This is a genomic window from Pseudoalteromonas qingdaonensis (genome assembly GCF_038739665.1).
Classification (GTDB): domain Bacteria; phylum Pseudomonadota; class Gammaproteobacteria; order Enterobacterales; family Alteromonadaceae; genus Pseudoalteromonas; species Pseudoalteromonas qingdaonensis.
Genome location: NZ_JBCGCU010000015.1, coordinates 1 through 25261 on the forward strand (window position 1 = coordinate 1; position 25261 = coordinate 25261).

Genomic DNA, 25261 nt, shown 5'->3' on the forward strand with positions numbered 1-25261 from the left:
TTCTCACTTGGAGTTTAACTCCACTGAAGGGCCGTTGAAGACTACAACGTTGATAGGCAGGGTGTGGAAGCGCTGTGAGGCGTTAAGCTAACCTGTACTAATTACCCGTGAGGCTTAACCATACAACGCCAAAATGGTGTGAGACTGTTAAGTTAGAAGTTAGAAATTAAAGACTGAAGTAGACAGTTACTTATAAAGCTTTCCGAATTAATACTGATTGCAATGCGATTAGTAACCAATTTGCTTGGTGACAATAGCGTTCTGGACCCACCTGACCCCATGCCGAACTCAGCAGTGAAACGGAACAGCGCCGATGATAGTGTGGCATTTGCCATGTGAAAGTAGGTCATCACCAGGCTCCTAATTTAAGAAAGCCCGGCTCAAAGAGCCGGGTTTTTTAGAGCAAAAAAAAGAATTTACAATTTTTTGCTTGGCGACCATAGCGTTTTGGAACCACCTGACCCCATGCCGAACTCAGAAGTGAAACGAAACAGCGTCGATGATAGTGTGGCATTTGCCATGTGAAAGTAGAACATCGCCAAGCTCCTAATTATACGAAGAACCCAGCCTAGCGCTGGGTTTTTTCGTTTAAAAACATTGATGTTCTACTTGAACATGGCAGGAAAAAGCTAAGCGAAGCGAATTCATCCATGTGATAAAGCTGTAGGGGACAGCTTTACGTCGCGCAGGCGACCCGCAGGGCAAGGGCAGGATAGCCCGAAGTAAAGTAGAACATCGCCAAGCTCCTATTCAAAGAAACCCGTTGCAGAAATGCAGCGGGTTTTTTGCGTTTGTAGGTCAGCCTTTTAGGCCGACAATGCGGCATGTCATTGTGGCATGGATCTGCACCTTGTCGGGGTTATCGACAATATGCTCCTGCATTGTTCTACTACCGCCATCCATGGCGGCAAACCCCGACCTAATAAATTATTCCTACAGCTCTCTGTAGGCGAGGCTTTAGCCTTGCAAAAGCAGAATTGGTAAAAATCATAAGGGATAATCTGAGATCTTTGCTATTAAAGGTATAAGCCAGCTCTTGTCTGTGAGTAAATAAGATAAGGTTTAGAGAAAGAAGGGAGAGTGTTCCCCGGCTTGCGGTTACGAATATCAGCCCTTGAACCCTAAGGTTCAAGGCGGAAGACACCTGTAAGCCGTAGGCTTCTCGGTACATGCCGAGCTTGCGCAATAGCCTACAAAATGCATTCCTGAATAAAAATTATCGGCTCAGGGACGTCATTCGCTGGCCAACAAGCTAGGGAACACCTTTAGTATATAAGACCTTGCTAAAGGGATACAGTCAAATCACAAAATTTCCTTCCAAGTGCAGGCAAAGTAAACAAGCTGGGTGTTATTTGATCGCCATCATGCTTGGGGGGCTACAATACGGTGGAGTCGCCTTCGCTGCAGTGGTAGCATTGGACATTGGAATTAATATTTTTCGTCATACGCGAGTCAATCATGAGCGAACAACCTAGCTATCAGCAAGCCCAACTACTCTTAGAAAGCAACGAGATCTTTGTTATGCCCTCAGAAGTGCAGGGAATTATCACAGGGCTCCTAGCCTGTGGCCTGGATATCGAAGAAAAAGCCTACCTGGGTCTGCTGAGCGATGTGCTTAATGACGGCATCAGCTTTGAAAAGAACCTTAAACTTTGGTTGAGCGAACTCTACTCCCAAGCGGTTGAAAGCTTCTCTAATGAGCAGTTACAGTTTGAGCTTATGCTGCCGGACGAAGAAGAAAGCCTGATCGATCAAGCTAATGCCCTGGTTGCCTGGGTAAACGGCTATTTACTGGGTTTTGGCTTAAAGCAAAAAGACTACGGCAAACTAAGCGATGACGTAAAAGAAGTGATCCAGGACTTCACCGAAATCAGCCGCCTTGATACCCACTTTGATGAAACCGAAGAAGACAAGCAGGCACTGCATGAAGTGTTGGAGTATGTGCGCGTATCGGCCATGCTTTGCTTTGCCGAGCTGGGCAAACGAGAGAGCACGGCGCCAACTTCAAAGACGCTACACTAATGAATATCACTAACGCAGAATACCGCGCGCGTCAGCACCAGTTGCTGGCGCAAATGAAAAACAACTCGGTTGCCCTTATTCCCGCTGCGAAGGAGATTACCCGCAGCCGTGATACCGAATTCCCATTCCGTCAGGACAGCGACTTTTTCTATCTTACCGGCTTTAACGAGCCCGATGCCATGTTGGTACTGGTCAAAGGCGAAGAGCAAAAGTCCATCCTGTACTGTCGCGCCAAAGATAAAACCGCCGAGATCTGGCATGGCCGTCGTATGGGCGCCGATGCCGCTAAAGAACAGCTCCCTATCGATGATGCCTACACCCTTGCCGAGCTGGAGCAGGGGCTTATCGACGCGGTGAACCAAAAAGCCACCCTCTATTTTGGTCAGGGCGTGTATAAAGACGTCGACGACCAGGTTTTTGCCTTACTCAATACCCTGCGTGGCGCCCCTAAAAAGGGCTATCGTGCGCCTGAGGTGATCCGCGATATTCGCACCCTGGTGCATGAAATGCGCCTATTTAAATCACCGGCAGAGCAAGAGCTTATGCGTCAGGCGGGTAAGATCAGTGCCGATGGTCACAAGCGCGCCATGCGTTTTGCCAAGGCCGGCGCCACCGAGTATCAACTCGAAGCCGAATTACATCATCATTACGCCATGAACGGCGCCCGTTATCCGGCCTATGGCACCATAGTGGGCAGCGGCGATAACGCCACCATCTTGCACTACACCGAAAACGAATCGACCCTGAAAGATGGCGACCTGGTACTGATTGATTCGGGCTGTGAGCTGGCCGGTTATGCCGCCGATATTACCCGTACCTTCCCGGTTAACGGCAAATTTTCTGACGCGCAAAAGGAAGTTTATAACCTGGTGCTTAAGGCCCAGTATGCAGCGTTGGATATGGTCAAACCGGGTAATACCCTGGCTCAGACCGCCAAGGTGGTAAACCGTATTCTTACCCAGGGCCTGATTGACCTTGGCTTGCTAGAAGGCGAGCTTGACGAGCTATTAGAAAGCCAAGCCTATCGCGCCTTTTATATGCACGGGCTGGGCCACTGGCTTGGCCTTGATGTGCATGACGTAGGTGAGTACAAGCAAGACGAAAAAGACCGTCCTTTCGAGCCGGGCATGGTGCTGACCATAGAGCCGGGCCTCTACATTAGCGAAGATGCGCCGGTGGCAGAGCAATATCGCGGTATTGGCATTCGCATTGAGGACGATGTACTGGTCACTGAAAATGGCCATGAAAATCTTACCGCCTCGGTGCCCAAAGAAATCGCCGAAATAGAAGCGCTAATGCAGGAGAGCTAACAGGTGCAGCACTTTGATGTGGTGATTGTAGGCGGTGGTTTGGCCGGAGGCACATTGGCGAATGTGTTAGCGCAGCAGTGCCCGCAATTGCGTTTAGCCGTTATCGAGGCGTATCAGCCCAGTAACGACTACCACCCCAGCTTTGATGATAGATCCATTGCCTTGGCCGCCGACTCGGTGCACTACCTCAAGCAATATGGCTTATTTAACGAGCACAGCGACTATGCCTGTGCCATTAAACAGGTGCAGGTATCGGACCGCGGACATTTTGGCAAAACCCAGTTAAACCATGTGGATTATGATCTTGATGCCTTGGGTTACGTGGTTGAAGTGCGCCCATGGGGTCAGGCCTTGCATCGTGCTTTGGCAAGCCATCAACAAGTGACCCAATTTTGCCCTGCGAAAGTCACCGCGGTAAGCATGCATGAGGCACATAACCAGATCACTTTGGACGATGGCACCGAGCTTAGCGCCAAACTCCTGGTGGTGGCCGATGGCGCCCAGTCGCCCACGCGCAAGTTATTACATCTGGATTTTGACACCCAGGAATATACCCAACATGCCCTGATTGCCAATGTAGAAGTGCAGGGCGACCATCAATGTCAGGCCTTTGAGCGTTTTACCAGCCATGGTCCACTGGCCTTACTGCCCATGTCGCGTAAGCGCTATTCATTGGTGTGGTGCGACCAAGGCCATAAACTGGGCGACTTGCAAGATGCTTCCAGCGACGAATTCGTTGCCAGGCTGCAACAGGAGTTTGGCTATCGCGCCGGACTCTTTACCCAGGTCGGCGAGCGCAGCGTTTATCCCTTGGTGTGGGGCAGAGCAAACAGTCTTGTTAGCCACCGCGCCGTGGTAATTGGCAATGCCGCCCATGCCATTCATCCCATTGCCGGGCAAGGCTTTAACCTGGGCCTGCGCGACATCAAAGAACTGGTGGCCAAAATTGCCTATGCTGGCGATGAGTTAGGCACATACGCCTTTACCTCGGCCTACGCTCAGGCGCGCGCCGAGGACATTACCCGAGTGATGACACTGACCGACACTCTAGTACGTACTTTTTCCAATGGCTCGCGCACCATAGCCCTTGGGCGCAGTATGGGTTTGGCGGCAATGCAAGTATGCAGCTCGTTGCGTCAGCCATTAGCAAAACAATTAATGGGGTTTAATTAACGTATGTTTCAAGCGAAGGTAGCCGTGGTTGGCGGCGGTTGTGTTGGATTAAGTGCCGCGCTGGCACTGAGCCTGCAAGGCGTCTCTGTAGTAGTCATCGATGCCGGCGATAAATGCGCGCCCTTAAGCGATGAATACGGCCTGCGCGTCAGTGCCATTAACCAGGCCAGCGAAGCCCTGTTTACAGAGCTCGGCGCCTGGCCGCTGATGCAAGAGCAGCGTATCAGTCCTTATACGCAAATGGACGTACGGGATAAAGACAGCTTCGCCCATATTCATTTCAGCGCGGATGACTACGATGTCACTCATCTGGGTCATATTATTGAAAATGATGTTATTCATCGCGCTCTGGTAGCCAGATTAGAGCAGCAAGCCAATGTCACCTTGTTGTTTAATCACGCCTATAAAGACATTCACCAAAGCGACAGCAATGTATTAATCACCCTGGATAATGGCTCGCCGGTGATGTGTGAGCTCTTGATCGCCGCCGACGGCGCAAATTCAGGCGTACGCCAGCGCTTTAATCTGCCCATTACCTTTAAAGATTATGATCACCATGCCCTGGTCGCTACCATTAAAACCGAGCAGGGCAATGAGCAGTGCGCCCGTCAGGTGTTTTTGCCGGACGGCCCTTTGGCGTTTTTACCCCTTGCCGATGAGCATATGCATTCCATCGTCTGGTCGTGCTCACCACAGCAGGCACAGGCATATCAAGGCATGACTGACGAAGAGTTTAATAAGGCCTTATACACCGCCTTTGACGGCCAATGTGGCCTGTGTGAGGTGCAATCCAAACGTCCGGTCTTCCCACTGACCATGCGCTACGCCCGTCAATGGGTGAAGGAGCGTATCGTATTGATGGGCGATGCGGCCCACACCATACACCCGTTGGCGGGTTTAGGTATGAACTTAGGTCTTAAGGATGCGGCGCGCTTTACCGAGTTGCTGACCGAGCCACTGTTAAGCGGCGAGGGCGATCTTCAACGCGCACTGCGCACCTATGAGCGCGAGCGAAAGCTCGACGCGCAAAAACATATCGCTACCATGCAGGGGCTGAAAACCCTGTTTGCCGGCAACAACCCCATTAAGAAGTTGGTACGCGGCCTTGGCTTAAGCGCGGTGAACGACATCAAACCGCTGAAGCAGGTGTTTGCCGAGCAGGCGCTCGGCAAATAATCCAGGCTTAACTTAGGCGCAAAGTAATAAACTCGGCGAGCTTGTCGATGGCATTGGCAGGCTCCTGAGCGCGTTTAATCAAGCTAATACCCACTTGCCCCAGCACCGGCAGCATGTCGGTGTGTGTGGTAAAGGGCAGCTCCTCGGGTACGGTTTTACGCGCCAATACAGTGATCCCCAGCTCTTCCTTAATGGCTGCCGTGAGTCCGGTCAAATCCGCATTGGTATAAACAATACGCCAGGGAATGCCGGCCTGCTCCAGGGCATCTATGGCGCGGCGGCGATAAATACAGCCCTGCGGCGCCACTACTAAGGTCACCGGCTTGTTCGCCTTGATGGAGGTATTGCCCACCCACACCAGCTGATCTTGTAAAAAGCTCGGGTAGTGGGGGTTATCCAGCTGCTCCACTAAGGTTAGCAGCAGATCAAACTCTTCGCGGTTACTCACGTGCATCAGCTGCTTGCTGAGCTCGGATTTCACCTCCAGCGACACATCCGGATACAGGGATACGAAATCGCCAATAATGGCGGGCAAAATACTGGCAGCAAATTCGCTGGGAATGCCTAAACGCACCTTACCTGTGACGGTTTCATTACTAAAGAGCTGTAAGATGGCGTCGTTTTCTTTGAGGATTTGCTTGGCCAGCGGCAGCAGTTGCTCGCCCTGATGATTGAGCACCTGGCGTTGCCCCTGCTTTTTAAACAGCTTACGGCCGAGTAAGTCTTCAAGGCGCTTTATTTGCAGGCTGACCGCAGGTTGCGACAGCCCCAGCAGCTCACCGGCCTTGGCAAAACCACCCACGTCAACAACGGTGACCAGGGTGCGCAGACTGTCCATAGGGATATTTTTCATATTAGTAAATCTTCACATTAGCAAAGGAAATTTATTGGCGTATATACATTGAAATTATTTATCAATCGATAAAAAATTACAATTTGTTGTTGCTCTAGCCCAGCCCTATACTGCCAGAAGTTTAAAAATCACAAGTTGAGGCAGTCATGACGATTCAATCTCTCTTTTTTGCCCGCCATCACGGCGCGGAAAACGCCCAGACCAATACCTTTGTGTCGGCCAGTGAGCAGATCATCGACCTCGGCGGCTCGGAAGTGCTGTTGTTATTGCAAAGCCTTAAAACCAGCACCTTGAACTGGGCCAATAAAACCGGCATGGCGGTGCGTTATGAGTTGGCCGAGCAGGCGCTCAGTTTTGATGTTTTCTTCTTAAGCGATACCGCGCTGCGCATTGTGACCAATGACGCCGAGCAGCTGTTAGCTGTGCTTAATACGGCCAGCGAGTCATTTGATGTGGATATTTTGCCGCGTCCTGAGCTAAATTGCCTACACTTTAGCGGTCCCGATGCCGGCGAGTTCCTAAGCCAGCAGTTCAGCCTGTATATGGGTATGGCGTTGGGCGACAACAGCCAGCATTATGGCGTGCAGTGCGATGACTGTTTTGTTATCGCCAGTGCCAAAGACGCACAGCAGTATTATCGTGTGTTTGCCTTGGCATCGACGCTAGCGGATTTAACTCATAGCCTAACCAGCGCTCGTTTTAACCCCCAAGCACAAGCTGCTTAAATGGGCGCACCGGGTTATGTAAGCATCTTTTGCCAGATGTTAAAAAAGTAATCGTTAATTTGGGTGCCAGCGGCGAACAACTTATGTATAATCGCGGCCCATGTTATTCCCCCTCAATTTATGAGGCCACGCCCACCATACTGGGTTTGTAAAACGTGAAGGAATATTATGTCTTCTAAAACACCTCTACATGCCAAGCACCTAGAAGCCGGTGCAAAAATGGTTGATTTCCATGGTTGGGAACTGCCGATTAACTATGGTTCACAAATCGAAGAACACAACGCGGTACGTACCGATGCTGGTATGTTCGACGTATCACACATGACCATAGTTGACGTTCAAGGCGCTGACGCCAAAGCTTTCCTACAAAAATTAGTAGCGAACGATGTTGCTAAGCTGACTGTACCGGGTAAAGCCCTGTACACAGGTATGCTTAACGAGCAAGGCGGTGTGATCGACGATTTGATCATCTATTTCTTCAGCGACACCGACTACCGCCTAGTGGTTAACTCGGCGACCCGTGAAAAAGACTTAGCCCACTTGGCTGTAGTTTCTGCCGATTTCAATGTGACTGTGACCGAGCGTCCTGAGTTCGCCATGGTTGCAGTGCAAGGTCCTAACGCCAAAGCAAAAACTGCCAAAATACTAAGCGATGAACAGCAACAAGCCGTGGCCGATATGAAGCCATTCTTCGGTATGCAGGTCGGTGATTTATTTATCGCCACAACAGGCTATACTGGCGAAGACGGTTACGAAATCGTAGTACCAAGCGAGCAGGCTGCAGACCTATGGCAACAGCTGTTAGACGCAGGTGTAGTGCCAGCAGGTTTGGGTGCGCGTGACACCTTACGCCTAGAAGCAGGTATGAACCTATATGGTCAGGACATGGACGAAAGCGTATCTCCGCTGGCGGCCAATATGGCTTGGACCATTGCCTGGGAACCTGCAGAGCGTGATTTCATCGGCCGTGCTGTATTAGAGCAACAACGCGCTGACAAGAGCACTGACAAACTTGTAGGTCTTGTGCTTGAAGAAAAAGGCGTATTACGTGGTGGCTTAAAAGTAGTGAGTGAAGCGGGCGAAGGGGTGATCACCTCAGGTACCTTCTCACCAACACTAGGTCACAGTATTGCACTTGCCCGTGTACCGCGTGAAGTCGGTGATACGGCGCAGGTTGAAATGCGTAAAAAATTAGTCAATGTTAAAGTGGTTAAACCTTGCTTTGTGCGTCAAGGTAAAGCCGTAGTATAAGAATATAAATTTACACCAAAGGAACAGACAATGAGCAACATTCCAAGCGAGTTAAAGTACGCTAGTTCACACGAGTGGGTTCGCGCTGAAGGCGATGGCACTTACACTGTAGGTATCTCAGAGCACGCGCAAGAGCTTCTAGGTGACATGGTATTCGTAGAACTACCAGACGTTGGTGACGAAGTAGACGCAGGTGAAGACTGTGCCGTTGCTGAGTCTGTAAAAGCGGCTTCAGACATCTACGCGCCAATCAGCGGTGAAATCGTTGCTATTAACGAAGAGCTTGAAGATGCACCTGAAACAGTAAACAGCGACCCTTACGGTGACGGCTGGTTATTCCGTATTAAAGCATCTGATGAGTCTGAGCTTGAAAATCTGCTTGATGCAGAAGGCTACCAGAACAACATCGACGAAGACTAATTAGTCGTTTGGGCGTCGGCCCTGAAAAGCCCCGTTTTGGGGCTTTTTTGATACTAACCCCAGATATAGGGTTAGTGTAGATGTGCCGCCATATCGGCACCCTTACAGGTTTGGTGCAATGCCATATTTGTTGGCAATAACCCCCACCGAATCGCATTAAATTTCTTGGATCATAGGAATCTGGACACATGTCAAATGCCAAATCTCTTGAACAGTTAGAGCAGAAGCAAGATTTTATTCGTCGTCACATTGGCCCAAGCGCGGCGCAAATGAGCGACATGCTAAGTGCTCTTGGAGTATCGAGTGTTGAAGCGCTGATGGAACAAACTGTTCCAGCTAGCATTCGTCTTGAGAACGGCCTGCAAATTGGCGAAAGCCGCACTGAGGTTGAAACCCTAAGCTACCTAAAATCAGTAGCCAGCAAAAACAAGGTATTCAAATCTTACATAGGTCAGGGTTACCACCCGACTCATGTACCTCATGTGATCCTGCGTAACGTTTTAGAAAACCCAGGTTGGTACACGGCTTATACACCTTATCAGCCAGAGATCGCTCAAGGTCGTTTGGAATCACTGCTTAACTTCCAAACGCTGTCTATGGACCTAACCGGTCTTGACCTAGCAAGCGCGTCACTACTAGACGAAGCAACAGCCGCTGCTGAAGCCATGGCACTTGCCAAGCGCGTTTCTAAAGCGAAAAAAGCCAACGCATTCTTTATTGCCCAAGACGTTCACGTACAAACTATCGACGTGGTAAAAACACGTGCCGAGCAGTTTGGTTTTGACATCATCATTGGCCCTGCAAGCGAAGCTGCAAACCATGAGATCTTCGGTGCCTTATTCCAGTATCCAACAACCAGCGGTGAAGTGGTTGATTTAACCGACCTTATCGCTGCTGTACAAAGCAAAAAAGCCCTGGCCTGTGTTGCTGCAGACATCATGGCGCTTATGCTACTTAAAGCACCAGGTAAACTAGGTGCAGATGTAGTACTTGGTTCAGCACAGCGCTTTGGTGTGCCTATGGGCTACGGTGGTCCACACGCTGCCTTCTTCACAACCCGTGATGCCTACAAGCGTTCACTACCAGGTCGTATTATTGGTGTTTCAAAAGACCGCCTAGGTAACGATGCACTGCGCATGGCAATGCAAACACGTGAACAGCACATCCGCCGTGAAAAAGCCAACTCAAACATCTGTACTGCTCAGGTGTTACTAGCGAACATGGCTGCCTTCTACGCGGTTTACCACGGCCCACAAGGTCTGAAAACTATCGCCGAGCGTATCCACCGTTTCGCCGATATCCTGGCCGCTGGTCTGAAAGAGAAGGGCGTTGCCCTTAAGCACGATACTTGGTTCGACACCATTACCGTTGTTGCTGATAACAAAGACGAAGTCGTTGCACGCGCACTAGCGGCAGAAGTGAACTTTGCGACTAACCACGCTGGTGAGTACTCAATCTCTGTGTCTGAGACCACAACACGTGAAGACGTACTAGAGCTATTCGACATCATCCTAGGTGAAGGCCATGGTCTGGACGTAGCAGCACTTGATGCACAAATCAGCGCCAATGGTTCACAGTCTATCCCAGCTAGCCTGGTACGTGATGATGAAGTGCTAACGCACCCGAACTTTAACTCATACCACAGCGAAACCGAGATGCTTCGTTATATCAAGCGTCTTGAAAACAAAGACTTAGCGCTTAACCACTCAATGATCTCGCTAGGTTCATGTACCATGAAGCTGAACGCGACCGCTGAGATGATCCCAATCACCTGGCCAGAGTTTGCTAACCTGCACCCATTCTGCCCATTGGATCAAGCAGCCGGTTACCAGATCATGATTGGTGAACTGCACGACTGGTTGGTAAACATCACGGGTTACGATGCCGTATCACTACAGCCTAACTCAGGTGCTCAGGGTGAATACGCAGGTCTTATCGCGATTCGTAAATACCACGAGTCACGCGGCGAAGGTCACCGTAACGTATGTTTGATCCCAAGCTCTGCACACGGTACTAACCCTGCATCAGCACAAATGGCCAGCATGAAGATTGTGGTTGTTGATTGCGACAAGCAAGGTAACGTGGATATGGCTGACCTTAAAGCGAAAGCTGAAGCCGTGTCAGAGAACCTATCTTGCATCATGATCACATACCCGTCTACGCACGGTGTATACGAAGAAACCATCCGTGAAATCTGCGATATCGTGCATCAGCACGGCGGCCAGGTTTACATGGACGGCGCCAACATGAACGCCCAGGTAGGTGTAACCAGCCCAGGCTTTATCGGTTCAGACGTATCGCACCTTAACCTGCACAAAACATTCTGTATCCCACACGGTGGCGGTGGCCCAGGTGTTGGCCCAATCGGTGTTAAATCACACCTTGCGCCATTTATGCCTAACCACAGCGTGATCAACGTACCAGGTACTAACGTAGACAACGGTGCGGTATCGGCAGCCCCTTACGGCTCAGCGCTTATTCTTCCTATCTCATGGGCCTATATCACCATGATGGGCAGCGAAGGCCTGCGTGAAGCGACTGAAACAGCGATTGTGAATGCTAACTATCTAGCCGAGAAGCTAAGCGAGCATTACCCAATCCTATACCGTGGCCGTAACAACCGCGTTGCCCACGAGTGTATCGTTGACCTGCGCCCAATTAAAGAAGCCACTGGCGTGTCTGAAATGGACGTAGCTAAGCGCTTGATGGACTACGGTTTCCACTCACCAACTATGTCATTCCCGGTAGCCGGCACCTTGATGATCGAGCCTACTGAGTCTGAGTCTAAGGTTGAGATCGACCGTTTCATCGAAGCCATGGTGTCAATCAAGAGCGAAATCGACAAGGTTGCCTCTGGCGAGTGGTCAATTGAAGACAACCCGCTAGTATACGCGCCGCACACCCAAGCAGACGTACTAGGCAACGACTGGAACCGCGCATACGACCGCATCTATGCCGCATTCCCAGTTGAAAGCGTAGCAAAGAACAAGTTCTGGCCAACAGTAACACGTATCGATGACGTGTTCGGTGACCGTAACCTGATCTGTTCTTGCCCAGGTGTGGATACATATCGCGAGGAATAATCGGTTGATTACTCGCTGCAGAGCGAGGGCTGATTAAAATCGTTTTTGAGAAGCGCCCCTGAAAAGGGGCGCTTTTTTTGTGGGTGTTATACGGCGAAAGACCGCCTTTTGGTCAGCTTCGCTGCTTTTGTAGGTCAGACTTCAGTCTGACAATTACTATTTCAGGGTTTCATTATTGCTGAAGAACGCTGGATAACATCTCTTTTCAAATTGAGATCTTGTCGCGTTGGCGACTACAACCAAAGGGGGAGTGATTCGACTCCCCCTTTGGAAACCCCCGCGAACCCGTAATTCGCCACTGCTTCCGAACTAAGTCTTTTGTTAAACGCTGCGCTTAGCTGCTGACGCGATTTAACCCTCAACAACTTTGGAACAATTCATCCATGAAGCTGTGATCCTGTCGGCATCCATGCCTCCACCTCCGAGTGCTGCGAAGCGATGCTTCGGTCACTCGTCGCCCTCGCTGTCATCACCAAGCTACGCAACAAAAGCTGATTTCTACAGCGCGAATTTAAACGGGAAATCAGCTGATACATCTGTGTTAGACAGCTGTATTTGAGCGATTGTGAGTTAGGGTCTGTAGGTCGGCCTTTTAGGCCGACAAGTAAGGCGCTGTAGGGCAGTCTTCAGACTGCCAACTCCTCTGGCCCTTTCAGGGTGAAGGTTAAGTGCTTACGCATATCTTTTAGGATCACGCCTTTTTTCAGCATGGCGGCGCTTAAGCGTTTTTGCCATTTGAGTAGGTGAGGTTCGGCGGCCTTTAGTGCTTGGTCATTTTCGAATTGAAAACACAGGAGCAGGGAGCCGGGGAACAAGTGATATTCCACATCAAACCAGCATTGCAACATGCCGGGTATTTCTGCGCGCGCTTGTTGTTCGAGTGCTTCGGCAACGTTGAGCACCAGTGCTTGTTGTTTTAGCTGGACTTTGGAGAGCTTTTTCATGGAAGTTCGAGATAAGTAGTTACGGTAATAAAGCATAATTATAACCGGGCCCAGAGCGCTATGGAATGTGGAATGCATTAGAATCCATTAGGGTGGGTGTCCTGCTAATATTTGTTTAACAAAAACCTGAATTCGGAAGCATTGGCGAATTACGGGCGCCTTGGTTGTCGTCCCCGGTCTTTCACTGGCTCAAGGCGTTCGCATGCTAAAAATAGTCCACCGGACTATTTTCTTAACGCGCTCACTCGCCGCGACATGGTGCTACCGTTGTCAGCGGCCTGACTCCAAAGGCATCGCATAAATACTGCCACAACAGGGCGACCTCTGTTCAGTTACCGTGTTATATTTACTTTAATTGTCATCATTTTATCCGCATAAGGCTGGTATCAATACTGGGCCAGCTTAGCAAATGGGTGTAGCGGCGAATTTAAGAAGAGACGTATGCAAGAATCAGATTTATTTTCACAACTGGGCCAACGCAAGCTGCAGCAAAGTGAGCTGGTCGACACGGTTAACAAACATTATGGCGATTATGTGTTTAACTCGGTCGGCGCGGTGACCACCAGTGAGAGTGTGTATTTCCCTATTAAAGAAGGTGTACTCGCCGGCTACTGGCTGGACACGGATGCCGCAGACTATCAATCCCTGGAAGGTAAAACCCTTTCATCTATCGAAAACCTGTATTTCTTTGTCTTTACCCCGCAACAGATGCAAGAGCTGATCCTAGATGGCGATGAAGAAGAGTAAACAAACCCACGGCCACTCCTATCCAGCAGCCCTGCACCCTTGTATCAGTTGATTTCCTGTTTAAATACGCGCTGTAGGAAGCGCCCGGCGCAGTGGCAATGATACGGCTTACCCGTTGCGACCATGGGATTTCACTGCGTAAGTCCAAGGTTTGATTGTGATCCAAAACATCCCCCCAAGATCGCTGGACAATATTGCGCTATGTGTATATAAAACCTATGCTTTTGTATTAATCTTGCGTAAATACACCGGTCTTTGATAAGAAAATGGAAAATCTGACGATCGCCATGGCGGGGTTAACCGCTATTATCCTGTTTGTTTTTGGGCTTGAGAACTTCTCCCGGGAAATCGAGCGTATTTCTGGTGAGCGTTTTCGCAAGTCCTTGAGCAGGGCCACCCGCATTCCCATCCTTGGGGTCGTTATTGGCGCTATAGTGACCGCCTTTATTCAGTCGAGCTCGGCCACCTCGGTGATCACCATCAGCCTGGTTAATGCCGGGGTGCTGACGTTTAAAAACAGTGTCGGCATTATTTTTGGCTCTAATGTGGGTACCACCATCACGGCTCAGCTGGTGGCTTTTAAACTTACTGTATTTGCTCCTGTTTTTATTATTATCGGCTTTTTCTTATCCCTTACCCGCAATCGTTTTTCCATCTTCGGCAAGGCTATTTTCTATTTTGGTTTTGTCTTTTTCAGCCTGAATCTTATCTCTTCTTCCTTGGCGCCTTTGCAAGAAAATCAGGCACTTATTAATATTTTAACGCAGCCGCAAAACCCACTGATTGCTATAGCGGTGGGCTGTTTGTTTACGGCGTTGGTGCAATCCAGCTCGGTCACTACGGGTCTAGCTATCATCTTTACCCAGCAGGGGATTTTGGGCCTTGAAAACGCAGTGCCCATTATTATGGGGGCCAATATAGGCACCACGGCAACGGCCATGATTGCCGTATTTGGTATGGATATCGCTGCTAAAAAAACGGCCCTGAGTCACTTTTTGTTTAATGTCGGTGGGGTGTTGTTGTTTTTGCCCGTTATTTTATTGTTTGGTCACAAGTTAAGTGAAGTGACTATGGACCCCGCCATGGCCTTGGCCAATATTCACTTTATTTTTAATGTGGTCGCGAGCCTGATATTTATTATTTTTGTGACGCCTTTTACCCGCTTTGTCGATTTTCTGCTCGGTGAAGGCACAATGGACTTTGAACGCCTTGAATTGCCAACCTATCAGGAAAATGAAGAGTTTCAGAGCGTGGTTAACCGACTGGAGGCGGGCAACCAGGAGCTGCTTAACTTTTTGAAGGAAAATTACAATCTCGTCACCTTAAGCCTGGAAACTAACTACAAGGGTATTCAAGACACGGCGCAAAAACGCATTGAATATGTCAATTTCTTTGAAAAAGAGTGCATGACCTACTTCACTTCCATCGTCAGCAAGATTAATGATGAAGAGCAGTCCCGGGAGCTTATAAGGCAAATTAATCGCTATGATTATTTGTTCCAGATCCATGACTCGATTAACGATCTGTTTGAAAGCAAACGCATTATGAATGACCAGTTTATCGAGCTAAAAAGTGATATTTTGATTTTGGTCAGAGAGTTATCGAGCGATACTTTAAGTCTTTTCACCCAAATCAGTGAGCATTTAGAAGAGCCGAAAAATGAGGAAATCGAGAAGTCGGCCAAGGTGCTGCAACTTCATCTAAATCAGGCTCATCGCAAGCTTTTATTGCTACTGGCCGACACCGATAGGCAAGATGCCGGGGCGCTCACAAATTTTATTACCTATTCACAGCGGCTCAAAGATAAGCTATTAAATCTCCATAAAATGTCGTCACATAAAAATGCCGAGCTGTGATCTGTTTGAGATCTGTTTCAAATAGGCGTAATAAATATAGCCTGGCTTATAGTCTCCTTCGGCACTTATAGGCGCTTAGGCGCTAGCCTAAAAATTTTGATGCGGTAGTTTGCTACCGCTTCTTTTGTTTTGTTGGTTTATTTTCGGTAGTTTGATTCCGATATTTTGGATGGGTAAAGATATAAACGGTAGAAATCTACCGTTTATATCTATGAGATACGCCCAAAGATAGCGCTAATTTAAAGCGCCGTTAAACTCTGCTCCAGCATGGCCTTAATCTGGGCGACGATTTTTGCTTCCACTTCAGGTTCAAACTGGGCGATACGCGGGGTGTGAATATGGCCTGTGGGAATGTCGGAATTGAGCTCGTTGCGCAGGCGAATGCTGCGATAGGAGATCTCGTTCGACAAATAGCCGCCACCGCCGCCGTTCACCGCCACCGCATTTTTAAGCTCTTCCAAGGTCTTCGGCTCAAAGGTTTTCTCCAGCGTGGTGACCTCGAGGTTGTCGATAACCTTGTACGGGCCCTTGGCCTTTTGCATCTGTGCTACCGGCAGGCTGAATTGCACAAACTCATCGCCGGGTAAGGGGCGGTCATTAAGGCTGGAAATTTTTGGCGCCGTTTGCGTGCCGCCATAAACGATATTGGCGTTATCCGGTGCGGTAACACTGCGACGTTTTCCGGGGAAGCGCTCAAGGTCAAAGTCTGTACGGCCCATGCTCACGGTCACCACCATATCCACGTTATTCAGGGCGTAGTAGGGGGCGAGAATTTCTTCAATCAGACCCAGGTCAAAGTCTTCATAGCGCACTGGGATCATTACAGTGTTGATTTCCGCCTTTACGCCCTTAAAGCTTATCACCTGACCATCGAGTAACAGGGCGGCCACGCCGGAAGGGTTACTCTGGTTGATGTTTTTATCGAGCAAGAAGGGATCAAAGCCGGTTAGGAGAATCTTTTTCTCTGTGCCTTTAGTGTATTCCAGGTCATCGCGGCCACGGCTGCCGTGCTCTAATAGAGCCAGTAAAGCGGCTTGCTCAGCAGCGCTTATCGCGAACGCGGGCTTAACCGAGCGTATTAGTTTGCTGGAGTGCAGGCGCGCCCAATAGAGCGCGCGATCATCATAACTTGCGCTGCTGGTAAGGCGTTGCTTGGCGCTTTGCCATAGTTCGCTGGCGTGTGCTTGCACTCGAACTTTTGCTTCGGCGTAGCTTTTGGCGCCTTGCCACTGCTGTTTAAATTGACTGATATCAGCGTTAAAGGCGCTTAATACCTGAGGCATGGCGCTGGTGGCTTTTTCAATGCGCAGCTCTTCAACCGTAAGGTTGGCCGCAAAAGTTGGTAAGGTGGATAAAACAAGGCCAGAGGCCAGAAGTGCTTTGATCATATTGGTCCTATACAGTGTCAACGCCTAGTTAGATGCTTGCGTTACTATCCTACGTCTGTTTGCCCAGCGCAAATAAATCAGCCAGTTGTTTTGGTGCGCTGATGATTGAGCATTGCTGCGGTATTACCTACAATAGCGGCACATTTATAAATTAAGAAAAATCACCATGACAGACACAAATGCAAAACCGGCTATTCCAGACGTGCTATCTATCAACCCGCGTAGCAAGTTCTACAACGAAGAGATCCTACAGCATGAGATTGGCGTACGTTTTAACGGCAAAGAGCGTTTCGACGTAGAAGAATACTGCATCAGCGAAGGCTGGATTAAAGTTGCAGCCCCTAAAGCGCTTGACCGTCGCGGCCAACCACTACTGATGAAAAGCAAAGGCACGGTAGAAGTTTTCTATCGCGAATCTTAAGGGTACATAACAACCCTGCAGAGGCAGGCGCCAAGAGCCCTGCCTTGTTCGCGTGAGCTATCTAGGGTCTGTTTATCTTTGCGGTTTACTTTATGTTCAATCTAAACGCATTCTGATGAATATAATCACTAATTAATGTGGTCAAATTCATCCATGAAGCTTGGTTACATCGCGCATCCATGCGCTCACCTCGCTAAGCTGCGAAGCATTGCTTCGGTCTTGCTCGCCTATGTTCATCGCGAGCAACACAGAGCAGGATGCGTTTAGGTGAACCCGTAGGGCAGCGTTTGTAGCGCATTTCTACTGTGTTGTTACATGTTTATGTAGAATAACTACACCACACATGTGCCGCCTTGTACAAATACACTACAAACTGCTGCAGAAACAAACAACAAAGGTCAACAGACCCTAAGTAAGCGCTTTAATTTATTTGTTCACACAAGATGTGGCGTTAAACATCATGAAATGGATTTTATTACTAACTAGTCTGCTATTTAGCTCGGGCTTACTTGCTAATACGCAATACACCGAATCTGAGTGTATCTTGCTGCAACATCAAATTAATGACTTCAGTCATGCTCAAAGGTCCTCACGCTATCTCGCTGCGAAAAAAGCGTATGATAGATATTGTGCAAACCCGCAGTCGACTTCAGCTAAAGCTAAATTTGCATCTCAGCAAGGTGCTAGCGAAGTAGGGCAGATAACCAGGGGAGTAAATACACAAAGCTCGGTGCCGAGCGAAATCGCCATACGCCCTAAAATTGCTGCTCCTGTCGAGCTGCGTAACTCTTCTATCCCGCCTACACAGGTGGCGCCTCAACCAGTAAATGCGTTCGAGCTGATGCTCTCTTCCTTGATCCCCATGGGCCTATGGTTTGGCTTTGCCCTTTTATTGTTGGCGGCATTTAAAGCTGTATTAGTCTTTAAGGCTGGATCTATTGGCGAGTGGCGAGTAAACAGTAAACTGAAAGAGCTAACCAAGGGCACAAATCTGACCCTGTACGAAAACCTGCTGTTATATACAGACAGCGGAGAATTTACCGAAGTGGATCATCTGTTAGTAGGTCCATTTGGTGTTTTTGTGATTGAAAGTAAAAACTACAGTGGCTGGATTTTTGGCAGTGAAAAGCAGGCTAACTGGACACAGCGAACCTTTAGCTCAAAGTCACAATTTATGAACCCCTTGCGGCAAAATTATAAGCATTGCTTGGCAGTAAAGTCCTTTTTGGGGATTAAAGAGGGTATTGAATCTCTGGTGGTGTTTCATGATAAGGCTACTTTTAAAACCGAAATGCCAAAAAATGTAATCATGTTGAGTGCTATGAATGACTACATTAACGGCTTTACCGAGCCAAGATTCAGCAAGGCGCAATTAGATGAATTTAATGTGCTTTTATCCATGAGAGAAGAAGGTACTACAGCCGAAGATTACAAAACGCACATTCAGCAGGTTAAAGCGCGTCGGGCAGGGTAATTATGCCCTAAATAAATGTGTTCTATGTATTTGATGAGCAATTACCGAAACCTCAGGCAGACTTTGCTGCCAAGGCGGTGATGGGTATTATACCAATTCACTTAAATAGCTAATCATTCTAGCGGGCTAAATATCGTGCTAACTGTGTTGGAATTTTTCGATGTAGAAAAACTATATAAGAAAAATTCCGCCTTGTTATCACATCATTTATCCAGCGCTATCTCTGATCACATACTTAACAGAATTGGTATTATTTATCGGCTTGCCCAGAGGTGCTAACCTACACCTATAAGAATTTGAGAGAGTAATACGCATGATTAACGACAACGACATTATTGAAACCTTGGCAGAGCTTGAGGCCTTTATTCGTTTGGTTGAAAGCGGTGCCTTGGGCCTTGAAAATGCTACCGGCATTGCCCTTGCTACCAATAACGCCGATGGCCGCCCCTTTGTGGCTGTGTTGGATCAGAATCATCAGCTTTTATATGGCCGCTGGGTCAGTGCCGAGGTGTATGAAAACGGCAAAGAGTTGATTCAAAACGGTCTGCAAAAGAAACATTAATCGCTTTTGATAGAGTGCAGCTAACATAAAGTAAACCGCAAAGATAAACAGACCCTAAATACGATGAGCGCTTAGTAACTATGTAGGTTGAAACCTGCTGAAAACTACCTTGATGATGAGGCTGAAATGATTAAAAAATACTTAAAAATAGCTGCATTGCTACTGCTTTTACCTAACCTTGTTAATGCTAATGAAGGTAATAAGGGGGAGGATATTCTTGAGCTTTTGGTGTACAAAACACCGACCTGCGGCTGTTGTACCAAATGGATCACCCATATCGAAAGCGCGGGATTTATTACCTACGCAAAAGATTATCAGGACATCAGCCCAATCAAAGCCAAGCTGGGCATTGCCGCTAATTATCGCTCCTGTCATAGCGCCGTTTCGCGTGATGGTTTTGCCTTTGAAGGCCATGTGCCGGCGAAGTTTATCCGCCAGTTTCTAAAAGAAGAGCACGCCGATGCCATAGGCTTATCTGTGCCTGCTATGCCACTGGGATCACCGGGCATGGAAGTGGGAGACAGGTTTATGCCTTACGAAGTGCTGATTTTGTACAAAGATGGCAGCAGCAAAGTCTACGCCGAGGTTAAGACCTATGAGGAGCAGTTCTAATGAAAAAAGTCCCTCTTAGTCTAGACCTTGCCGTGGCAGCCTGTCTGCACCCAGCTAAGGCGCAGCAAGCAATCTCACTTGAAAACAATGACAAAGAGAGTCCCAGCCCATATCTACATACCGAATTGGAGAAGAATAATGTCGTCTAACAGCAAAACGATTATCGCCGTGATCATGGGTGCCTTGATCGGAGTCGGGGGCAACTAAGTACTTTAGATGTCCCTTTACAGATGAGCAATGCATTTAATTTCAATTTTTAGCTCCGGTTGAACAAGTGCAACGACCTGCACCAGTGTTTGGCTAACTTCGGGCATGCCTCCATATGCAGATTCTCTTTCGCCATACACTGCCTCAACGTTCACCATCAATTCATTCATATCGGTAACGAAAAAAGTTTCATCAACAACATTTCCCATGTCTGCCCCGAACTGAGATAAAACATGTTTCATATTTGCGTAAGCAATGGCTGTTTGTTCGGCAATGTTAGCTGGAACAAGTCGGCTATCGCTGATCCCAACCTGTCCTGCCATGTAAAGCACGTTTCCAACTTGAGTACCTTGTGCAATAAAATCCTTGAACGGGCCATTTCGATAGGTTTTCTTCTCAATTGTCATTATTGAGTCTTCCTCTGAGTTTTGCGGCATCTAACGCCGTATTTCCTTAGAATGCCCCTGTTGTTTTGTTTTCATGTCACGTTTACGTGGCTTCCGGCTGTGCTTCTTGAAGCCTTTTTCTGAATAAGGGAACTGCGTTTCATCCGCTTCAATAATACCCTCAAGCTTATAACCTTTAGCACCGACGGTAGCTCTAAAAATCGATGAGTGCTATTTTTCATAAATCCGAGAAAGTGAGCTCCCGCCTTGGGCCACCACAGATAGTGCTTCTCGCAACAAGTAAGGTTGCAAATATGTTGACGCAAAGCAAACACAGGGTTAGCATTTGTTATTAATAGAAATAACAAAGGACTGTATATGTTCTACCCACTTGCCAGGCTTATTTTAATATTACTCACCATCACTTTTTTAGTGCATGGCGTAAGAAACATTCATAGTTTCATAAACGTCTACTCTTTGGCTTTATTTATAGGTATTTTAGTCCTTAGCACTATAAGCAAACATGGTCTCACTCAAACATTTAAAAGCATTCTTTATTCCATATTTCCTATCCCCTATTTAAGTACAACAAAAGCCAACCTAGACAGCTTGTATAAATTTTCATATAGAAGTGCAGCCTTAGTTTCAATATCAGGCATTTGTATTGTTTTATTTGACTTTGAGCACCTAACCAACATGGGCGTCTCTCTTGCCAACTCCATAGCCATCACTCTGTTGCCTGTTTTTTACTCAACAATATACTGCGAATTATTATTAAAGACGATCAAGGAGCAACAATGAAATTTTTTATGGCATTAATCACATCTATAACATTTTTTTCATCTGCTACAGAAGCTAGCCAATGTTACCCAAGGTGCTGGGCAGGAGAATCACAGCACATCTATTCAGGCGAACCCACTAAAGAGTCTGGTTCTGTTGTCAATAAAGCCTACAGGTACAACTTAGAGCAGTACCTGTCTCCTGGAGCAGATAACGCATTTGGAAATGATCAGCATCTATATAAAATCAAAGAAATAATGTTATATAACCGTGATTTAGCTGATATTATTTCGCGGTCATACAATTACCTCTGGCCACAGATAAATATCAACCAATATAACTACACTGCATATGATTAATTTTTATCTAGCTTCATTCCTGTTAGTACCACTTTTATTAACGCAGTCGATGGTCAGGCCACATCTATTAATTACTGGCAAAGTCCTGTGGTCGATGAGCCTCTTGCCACCAAGATTCAGTCCATCATTTTAGCTAACCGAGGAATAAGTACAGAGTTAGATGCGCTGTTAGATGACATGCAGAAACAACTCACTCTTATTAAAGGCTTAAAACCAGTTGAGTTAATGGAACACCTCAACATTCAGTCCGATGTTTATTAAAATAGTCTGGGGGCAATCGCCCCTAGGTATCGCTTTCACAAGATAGAAAGGCTCTCATTCTCCGTTCTTATTTCACAGCTATTCTCTTTTCCCCTTCGCATCAAAAACATGAAGCCTGATCAGTAGAGTCTGTTGACCTTTGTTGTTCGTTTATGCAGCAGTTTGCCGGTGAGTTTAAATGAATTGTCAGAGTGGTAGAGGTTGGCAAAACTGACGGTGCGACTGCCCGAGGTAGTCACCCGAGTCAGTTTGAGACAGGGGGCGTCATCGCCCATACCCAGCTGGTGCTTAAGGATTTTTGGCGGGTTAATGGCTTCAATGGCGACTTCGGCATAGCCGCGAATGGCGCAGGTACGTGGGGTATCACTTGCGCTCCAGTCTGCGGTTCATCAATTTTTTGTTTGACCTTGGTGCTACTCCCAGGTCTACACTTTCGACGATAATAACGGTTAAACGAGCAGAAACCGTGAAATCAGGTATTAACCTGTGTTTTGATAGCGAACAAGGAGAGCAAGGTGAGTGACTCGAAGGCAAATCAACAGCTGCTTATCGAAGGGGCGGGCTGTGCCAGTTGTGTTGGTAAAATAGAAGCGGCACTGAATAAAACACCGGGCGTGGTCAGTGCGCAAATGAATTTTGCCGACAGAAGCGTGTTGGTTACCGGCACGGCATCAACCCAGGCGCTTATTGCCGCCGTGGAGGCGGTGGGCTATAACGCCAAAGCGCTGGACGAGCAAGGTGATGAAGACTTGCTTGGGGAGAAGGAGCTGGCCGACAAAGCCTATTATAAAACTCTGATACGGGATACTGTTATCGCCTTATCTCTGGGCGCTCCCTTGATGTTGTTTGGCCTGCTCGGCGGCGATATGACGGTGGCAACCGATATGCAGCGTGCAGCCTGGTTGGGCGTTGGTCTGCTCACCCTGGCGGTGATGTATTTCTCCGGTAGGCATTTTTACACAGGTGCCTGGAAAAGCTTTAAAAACCATAATGCCAATATGGATACCCTGATAGCCCTAGGTACTGGCACCGCCTGGCTTTATTCCATGGTGGTGGTAGCCATCCCCGAGGCCATTCCGCCCATGGCGCGGCATGTGTATTTTGAAGCCACCGCCATGATCATCGGCCTTATCAACCTGGGTCTGGCGTTGGAATTAAAAGCCAGAGGCAAAACATCCGCAGCCATTAAGCGCCTGATTGGTTTGCAGGCCAAAACCGCAACCGTGATCCGCGATAATAAAGAAGTAGAAATTAATATTGCTCAGGTCTTGCTGGACGATCTGGTCAAGGTCAGGCCCGGCGAGAAAATTCCCGTTGATGGTGTGGTCAATGATGGTCATACCTTTATCGATGAGTCCATGCTCACAGGTGAGCCCATGCCGGTGGAGAAATCACAAGGGGATGAAGTGGCGGCGGGCACCATAAATACCTCCGGCTCCATTCGCTTTCGTGCCACCCGAGTGGGTAAAGACACAGCGCTGGCGCGCATCATCAGTATGGTGAAGCGGGCGCAAAACTCCAAACCACCCATAGGCCGATTGGCCGATATTATTGCCACCTATTTTGTGCCCACTGTGATGATTATCGCCGTGCTGACTGCTTTGGCCTGGCTGAACTTTGGCCCTGAGCCCGCACTGGCGCTGGCCATGGTTTGTGCCACTACAGTGCTTATTATTGCTTGCCCTTGTGCTCTTGGCCTGGCAACGCCCATGTCGGTTATGGTGGGCGTGGGCAAGGCCGCCGAGGCGGGTGTACTTATCCGCAATGGCGAAGCCTTGCAAACCGCCTCAAAAATCACCGCCATGGTGCTTGATAAAACCGGCACCATTACTGAAGGAACCCCTCAGGTCACCGACTTACTGATTGCTGACAAGCATCAACAGCAGAAGGTATTACAACTGGCGGCAAGCCTGGAGAGCGGCTCCGAGCACCCACTGGCGCAAGCCATAGTGAATAAGGCGAAGGAGCAGGACGTTGAATTGCTGCCCGTTGATTCTTTCAAGGCCTTAACAGGTTTGGGCGTACAAGGACGCTGCGATAATAAAGCCTTGCTCTTTGGTAATGCCAAATTGATGCAACAGCAAGGTATAAGGCTTGGGGATTTTAGCGAGCGTGCCCATAACTTGGCAAAACAGGCGAAAACCCCAATGTTTTTTGCCATAGATGGGGAGTTGGCGGCGATTATTGCCGTGGCAGATCCAATTAAAGAAGACTCCATCGCCGCCATCGAGCGCCTGCAAAATAATGGCATTCGCGTCATTATGCTGACCGGAGATAACAAGGAAACCGCCGCCGCGGTGGCGCATAAAGCCGGTATTAAAGAGTTTTTTGCCGAGGTGCTGCCCGAAGATAAGGCCAACAAGGTCAAAGAGTTGCAACACAGCGGTGAGCTGGTGGGGATGACCGGCGATGGCATTAACGATGCCCCAGCACTGGCTTTAGCCGATGTCGGCTTTGCTATCGGTACCGGCACGGATGTGGCCATAGAAAGTGCCGATATTACTTTAATGCGCGGCTCCTTACATGGCTTGGCCGATGCCATTGCCGTAAGTAAGGCAACCCTGAAGAACATTAAGCAAAACCTCTTTGGCGCCTTTATTTATAACGTTGCCGGTATTCCCATTGCCGCCGGTGTGCTTTATCCATTTTTTGGCATGTTGTTGAGCCCGGTGATCGCCGGTGCGGCCATGGCTTTTTCCTCCCTGACTGTGGTCAGCAACGCCAACCGCCTGCGTTTATTTACTGCGCATAAGGCAAAGGAGACACAAGCATGATCATCATCAATATTCTAGGTCTGGCGCTTATCGCATTGATAATATGGTGGTTTTGGCTCTACAAACCAAGGCAAACCCAGGTTCAGGAGCAGCCTTTGACCATAGAGGTAAAAGATGGGGTCTATACCCCTGCGGCGATTCAAGTAGCGGCACATCAAACTGTAACTCTTAACTTTTTACGCAAAGATCACTCTCCCTGCTCGGAAATGTTGCTGATCCCAAGCTTAGGAGTCAGCGAGCAACTGGCGTTGGACAAGGTAACGTCTGTTACCTTGTCTGACCTGGCTCCGGGAGAGTATGCATTTCACTGCCAAATGCAGATGTACCGCGGCACTTTAACCGTGGTGTGATGCTTGTAGTCATCTTATCAGGAAAGCGCTGCTTGCAACCCAGGCAGCTCAGCTGAATATTCATATAAAGAAGACTACAACACTGATTTATTTTCAAGATGCGTTCTGTCGTTTGCTACTTGTACCC

Annotated in this window: 23 protein-coding genes, 3 rRNA genes, 1 other RNA gene and 1 pseudogene; 21 read left to right on the forward strand and 7 right to left on the reverse strand. The window is 48.3% G+C overall.

The genetic code is table 11. The features are described from left to right. The 3 genes from WCN91_RS12370 to rrf (WCN91_RS12380) form a co-directional block, all read left to right on the forward strand. Positions 1–122 (forward strand): 23S ribosomal RNA (locus tag WCN91_RS12370); the annotation flags it as partial. A gap of 121 nt (positions 123–243) precedes the next feature. Beyond that, positions 244–358: ribosomal RNA gene (rrf, locus tag WCN91_RS12375) — 5S ribosomal RNA — on the forward strand. A 71-nt stretch (positions 359–429) separates the two neighbouring features. Next, a 5S ribosomal RNA gene (gene rrf, locus WCN91_RS12380) occupies positions 430–544 on the forward strand. Between the two features lie 536 nt (positions 545–1080). Here the strand turns inward: rrf (WCN91_RS12380) and ssrS are convergent. Next, a non-coding RNA gene (ssrS, locus tag WCN91_RS12385) (6S RNA) lies at positions 1081–1262 on the reverse strand. A 196-nt stretch (positions 1263–1458) separates the two neighbouring features. On the opposite strand from ssrS, the gene WCN91_RS12390 reads away from it, so the two are divergent. Genes WCN91_RS12390 through WCN91_RS12405 form a run of 4 tightly spaced genes read left to right on the forward strand, consistent with a single transcriptional unit; the run spans position 1459 to position 5681 of the window. Next, positions 1459–2022 (forward strand): UPF0149 family protein, encoded by a 564-nt coding sequence (locus WCN91_RS12390; RefSeq protein ID WP_342679499.1) that lies wholly within the window; start codon positions 1459–1461, stop codon positions 2020–2022. Further along, complete coding sequence (gene pepP, locus WCN91_RS12395; protein ID WP_342679500.1) at positions 2022–3332, forward strand: Xaa-Pro aminopeptidase; 1311 nt, start codon at positions 2022–2024, stop codon at positions 3330–3332. The genes WCN91_RS12390 and pepP overlap by 1 nt, the downstream gene beginning before the upstream one ends. Positions 3333–3335: 3 nt before the next feature. Then, positions 3336–4505, forward strand: coding sequence for a 2-octaprenyl-6-methoxyphenyl hydroxylase (gene ubiH, locus WCN91_RS12400; RefSeq protein ID WP_342679502.1), 1170 nt, complete (start codon positions 3336–3338; stop codon positions 4503–4505). 3 nt (positions 4506–4508) lie between these two features. Beyond that, positions 4509–5681, forward strand: a complete 1173-nt coding sequence (locus tag WCN91_RS12405; RefSeq protein WP_342679504.1) for an FAD-dependent oxidoreductase — start codon at positions 4509–4511, stop codon at positions 5679–5681. Positions 5682–5688: 7 nt separating this feature from the next. Here the strand turns inward: WCN91_RS12405 and WCN91_RS12410 are convergent, their stop codons facing one another. Further along, a complete protein-coding gene (locus WCN91_RS12410; protein WP_342679505.1) occupies positions 5689–6534 on the reverse strand; it encodes a LysR substrate-binding domain-containing protein in 846 nt (281 codons plus the stop codon). Positions 6535–6680: 146 nt separating this feature from the next. Here WCN91_RS12410 and WCN91_RS12415 point away from each other — a divergent pair, with 146 nt between their 5' ends. The 4 genes from WCN91_RS12415 (at position 6681) to gcvP (ending at position 12013) form a co-directional block, all read left to right on the forward strand. Next, positions 6681–7259 carry a hypothetical protein gene (locus WCN91_RS12415; protein ID WP_342679506.1) on the forward strand — a complete coding sequence of 193 codons (579 nt, stop codon included), beginning with the start codon at positions 6681–6683 and terminating at the stop codon, positions 7257–7259. A 168-nt stretch (positions 7260–7427) separates the two neighbouring features. Continuing rightward, complete coding sequence (gene gcvT, locus WCN91_RS12420) at positions 7428–8510, forward strand: glycine cleavage system aminomethyltransferase GcvT (protein WP_342679508.1); 1083 nt, start codon at positions 7428–7430, stop codon at positions 8508–8510. A 30-nt stretch (positions 8511–8540) separates the two neighbouring features. Beyond that, the gene (gene gcvH / locus WCN91_RS12425; RefSeq protein WP_342679509.1) at positions 8541–8930 is read left to right on the forward strand and encodes a glycine cleavage system protein GcvH; all 390 of its coding nucleotides are present in this window, start codon (positions 8541–8543) and stop codon (positions 8928–8930) included. Positions 8931–9118: 188 nt separating this feature from the next. Then, positions 9119–12013, forward strand: coding sequence for an aminomethyl-transferring glycine dehydrogenase (gene gcvP / locus WCN91_RS12430; protein WP_342679510.1), 2895 nt, complete (start codon positions 9119–9121; stop codon positions 12011–12013). Between the two features lie 626 nt (positions 12014–12639). On the opposite strand, the gene WCN91_RS12435 is transcribed toward gcvP, so the two are convergent. Next, positions 12640–12957, reverse strand: coding sequence for a hypothetical protein (locus WCN91_RS12435; protein WP_342679512.1), 318 nt, complete (start codon positions 12955–12957; stop codon positions 12640–12642). A 441-nt stretch (positions 12958–13398) separates the two neighbouring features. Here WCN91_RS12435 and WCN91_RS12440 point away from each other — a divergent pair, with 441 nt between their 5' ends. Both WCN91_RS12440 and WCN91_RS12445 read left to right on the forward strand, forming a co-directional pair. After that, positions 13399–13704: a hypothetical protein gene (locus WCN91_RS12440; protein ID WP_342679514.1), complete on the forward strand. Its 306-nt coding sequence runs from the start codon at positions 13399–13401 to the stop codon at positions 13702–13704. Between the two features lie 266 nt (positions 13705–13970). Then, positions 13971–15560, forward strand: coding sequence for a Na/Pi cotransporter family protein (locus WCN91_RS12445; RefSeq protein WP_342679516.1), 1590 nt, complete (start codon positions 13971–13973; stop codon positions 15558–15560). A 239-nt stretch (positions 15561–15799) separates the two neighbouring features. Here WCN91_RS12445 and WCN91_RS12450 read toward each other — a convergent pair whose 3' ends face one another. Next, a complete protein-coding gene (locus WCN91_RS12450) occupies positions 15800–16948 on the reverse strand; it encodes a hypothetical protein (RefSeq protein WP_342679518.1) in 1149 nt (382 codons plus the stop codon). Between the two features lie 166 nt (positions 16949–17114). Between WCN91_RS12450 and WCN91_RS12455 the strand changes: the two genes are divergently transcribed. The 5 genes from WCN91_RS12455 to WCN91_RS12475 all read left to right on the forward strand — a co-directional run bounded on the left by WCN91_RS12455 (position 17115) and on the right by WCN91_RS12475 (position 20166). Next, positions 17115–17369 carry a DUF3297 family protein gene (locus WCN91_RS12455; protein WP_342679520.1) on the forward strand — a complete coding sequence of 85 codons (255 nt, stop codon included), beginning with the start codon at positions 17115–17117 and terminating at the stop codon, positions 17367–17369. 544 nt (positions 17370–17913) lie between these two features. Continuing rightward, entirely contained in the window at positions 17914–18843 is a 930-nt protein-coding gene (locus WCN91_RS12460; protein ID WP_342679522.1) for a nuclease-related domain-containing protein, read from the forward strand. A gap of 313 nt (positions 18844–19156) precedes the next feature. Beyond that, a complete protein-coding gene (locus WCN91_RS12465; protein WP_342679524.1) occupies positions 19157–19405 on the forward strand; it encodes a hypothetical protein in 249 nt (82 codons plus the stop codon). Positions 19406–19531: 126 nt separating this feature from the next. Continuing rightward, entirely contained in the window at positions 19532–20017 is a 486-nt protein-coding gene (locus WCN91_RS12470; RefSeq protein ID WP_342679526.1) for a DUF411 domain-containing protein, read from the forward strand. Then, on the forward strand, positions 20017–20166 hold the full coding sequence (locus WCN91_RS12475) for a hypothetical protein (RefSeq protein ID WP_342679528.1): 150 nt from the start codon (positions 20017–20019) through the stop codon (positions 20164–20166). Before WCN91_RS12470 ends, WCN91_RS12475 begins: the two co-directional genes overlap by 1 nt. Positions 20167–20241: 75 nt before the next feature. Here the strand turns inward: WCN91_RS12475 and WCN91_RS12480 are convergent, their stop codons facing one another. Further along, positions 20242–20631, reverse strand: coding sequence for a RidA family protein (locus tag WCN91_RS12480; protein WP_342679530.1), 390 nt, complete (start codon positions 20629–20631; stop codon positions 20242–20244). Between the two features lie 42 nt (positions 20632–20673). Continuing rightward, positions 20674–20837, reverse strand: a pseudogene (locus tag WCN91_RS12485) (IS1595 family transposase); the annotation flags it as partial. A 570-nt stretch (positions 20838–21407) separates the two neighbouring features. Between WCN91_RS12485 and WCN91_RS12490 the strand changes: the two are divergent. After that, the gene (locus WCN91_RS12490; RefSeq protein WP_342679532.1) at positions 21408–21749 is read left to right on the forward strand and encodes a hypothetical protein; all 342 of its coding nucleotides are present in this window, start codon (positions 21408–21410) and stop codon (positions 21747–21749) included. Between the two features lie 380 nt (positions 21750–22129). Here the strand turns inward: WCN91_RS12490 and WCN91_RS15175 are convergent, their stop codons facing one another. Continuing rightward, positions 22130–22354 (reverse strand): UTRA domain-containing protein, encoded by a 225-nt coding sequence (locus WCN91_RS15175; RefSeq protein WP_425416039.1) that lies wholly within the window; start codon positions 22352–22354, stop codon positions 22130–22132. A gap of 171 nt (positions 22355–22525) precedes the next feature. On the opposite strand from WCN91_RS15175, the gene WCN91_RS12495 reads away from it, so the two are divergent. Both WCN91_RS12495 and WCN91_RS12500 read left to right on the forward strand, forming a co-directional pair. Then, complete coding sequence (locus WCN91_RS12495) at positions 22526–24784, forward strand: heavy metal translocating P-type ATPase (protein ID WP_342679534.1); 2259 nt, start codon at positions 22526–22528, stop codon at positions 24782–24784. Next, the gene (locus WCN91_RS12500) at positions 24781–25134 is read left to right on the forward strand and encodes a cupredoxin domain-containing protein (protein ID WP_342679536.1); all 354 of its coding nucleotides are present in this window, start codon (positions 24781–24783) and stop codon (positions 25132–25134) included. Before WCN91_RS12495 ends, WCN91_RS12500 begins: the two co-directional genes overlap by 4 nt. Positions 25135–25261: the final 127 nt, after the last annotated feature.

What these genes read in the sequence shown, in the direction of transcription:
- WCN91_RS12390 (WP_342679499.1), top strand. Translation starts at nt 1,459, where the DNA reads ATGAGCGAACAACCTAGCTATCAGCAAGCCCAACTACTCTTAGAAAGC.
- pepP (WP_342679500.1), top strand. Translation starts at nt 2,022, where the DNA reads ATGAATATCACTAACGCAGAATACCGCGCGCGTCAGCACCAGTTGCTG.
- WCN91_RS12405 (WP_342679504.1), top strand. Translation starts at nt 4,509, where the DNA reads ATGTTTCAAGCGAAGGTAGCCGTGGTTGGCGGCGGTTGTGTTGGATTA.
- WCN91_RS12410 (WP_342679505.1), bottom strand. Translation starts at nt 6,534, where the DNA reads ATGAAAAATATCCCTATGGACAGTCTGCGCACCCTGGTCACCGTTGTT.
- WCN91_RS12415 (WP_342679506.1), top strand. Translation starts at nt 6,681, where the DNA reads ATGACGATTCAATCTCTCTTTTTTGCCCGCCATCACGGCGCGGAAAAC.
- gcvT (WP_342679508.1), top strand. Translation starts at nt 7,428, where the DNA reads ATGTCTTCTAAAACACCTCTACATGCCAAGCACCTAGAAGCCGGTGCA.
- gcvH (WP_342679509.1), top strand. Translation starts at nt 8,541, where the DNA reads ATGAGCAACATTCCAAGCGAGTTAAAGTACGCTAGTTCACACGAGTGG.
- gcvP (WP_342679510.1), top strand. Translation starts at nt 9,119, where the DNA reads ATGTCAAATGCCAAATCTCTTGAACAGTTAGAGCAGAAGCAAGATTTT.
- WCN91_RS12435 (WP_342679512.1), bottom strand. Translation starts at nt 12,957, where the DNA reads ATGAAAAAGCTCTCCAAAGTCCAGCTAAAACAACAAGCACTGGTGCTC.
- WCN91_RS12440 (WP_342679514.1), top strand. Translation starts at nt 13,399, where the DNA reads ATGCAAGAATCAGATTTATTTTCACAACTGGGCCAACGCAAGCTGCAG.
- WCN91_RS12445 (WP_342679516.1), top strand. Translation starts at nt 13,971, where the DNA reads ATGGAAAATCTGACGATCGCCATGGCGGGGTTAACCGCTATTATCCTG.
- WCN91_RS12450 (WP_342679518.1), bottom strand. Translation starts at nt 16,948, where the DNA reads ATGATCAAAGCACTTCTGGCCTCTGGCCTTGTTTTATCCACCTTACCA.
- WCN91_RS12455 (WP_342679520.1), top strand. Translation starts at nt 17,115, where the DNA reads ATGACAGACACAAATGCAAAACCGGCTATTCCAGACGTGCTATCTATC.
- WCN91_RS12465 (WP_342679524.1), top strand. Translation starts at nt 19,157, where the DNA reads ATGATTAACGACAACGACATTATTGAAACCTTGGCAGAGCTTGAGGCC.
- WCN91_RS12470 (WP_342679526.1), top strand. Translation starts at nt 19,532, where the DNA reads ATGATTAAAAAATACTTAAAAATAGCTGCATTGCTACTGCTTTTACCT.
- WCN91_RS12475 (WP_342679528.1), top strand. Translation starts at nt 20,017, where the DNA reads ATGAAAAAAGTCCCTCTTAGTCTAGACCTTGCCGTGGCAGCCTGTCTG.
- WCN91_RS12480 (WP_342679530.1), bottom strand. Translation starts at nt 20,631, where the DNA reads ATGACAATTGAGAAGAAAACCTATCGAAATGGCCCGTTCAAGGATTTT.
- WCN91_RS12490 (WP_342679532.1), top strand. Translation starts at nt 21,408, where the DNA reads ATGAAATTTTTTATGGCATTAATCACATCTATAACATTTTTTTCATCT.
- WCN91_RS12500 (WP_342679536.1), top strand. Translation starts at nt 24,781, where the DNA reads ATGATCATCATCAATATTCTAGGTCTGGCGCTTATCGCATTGATAATA.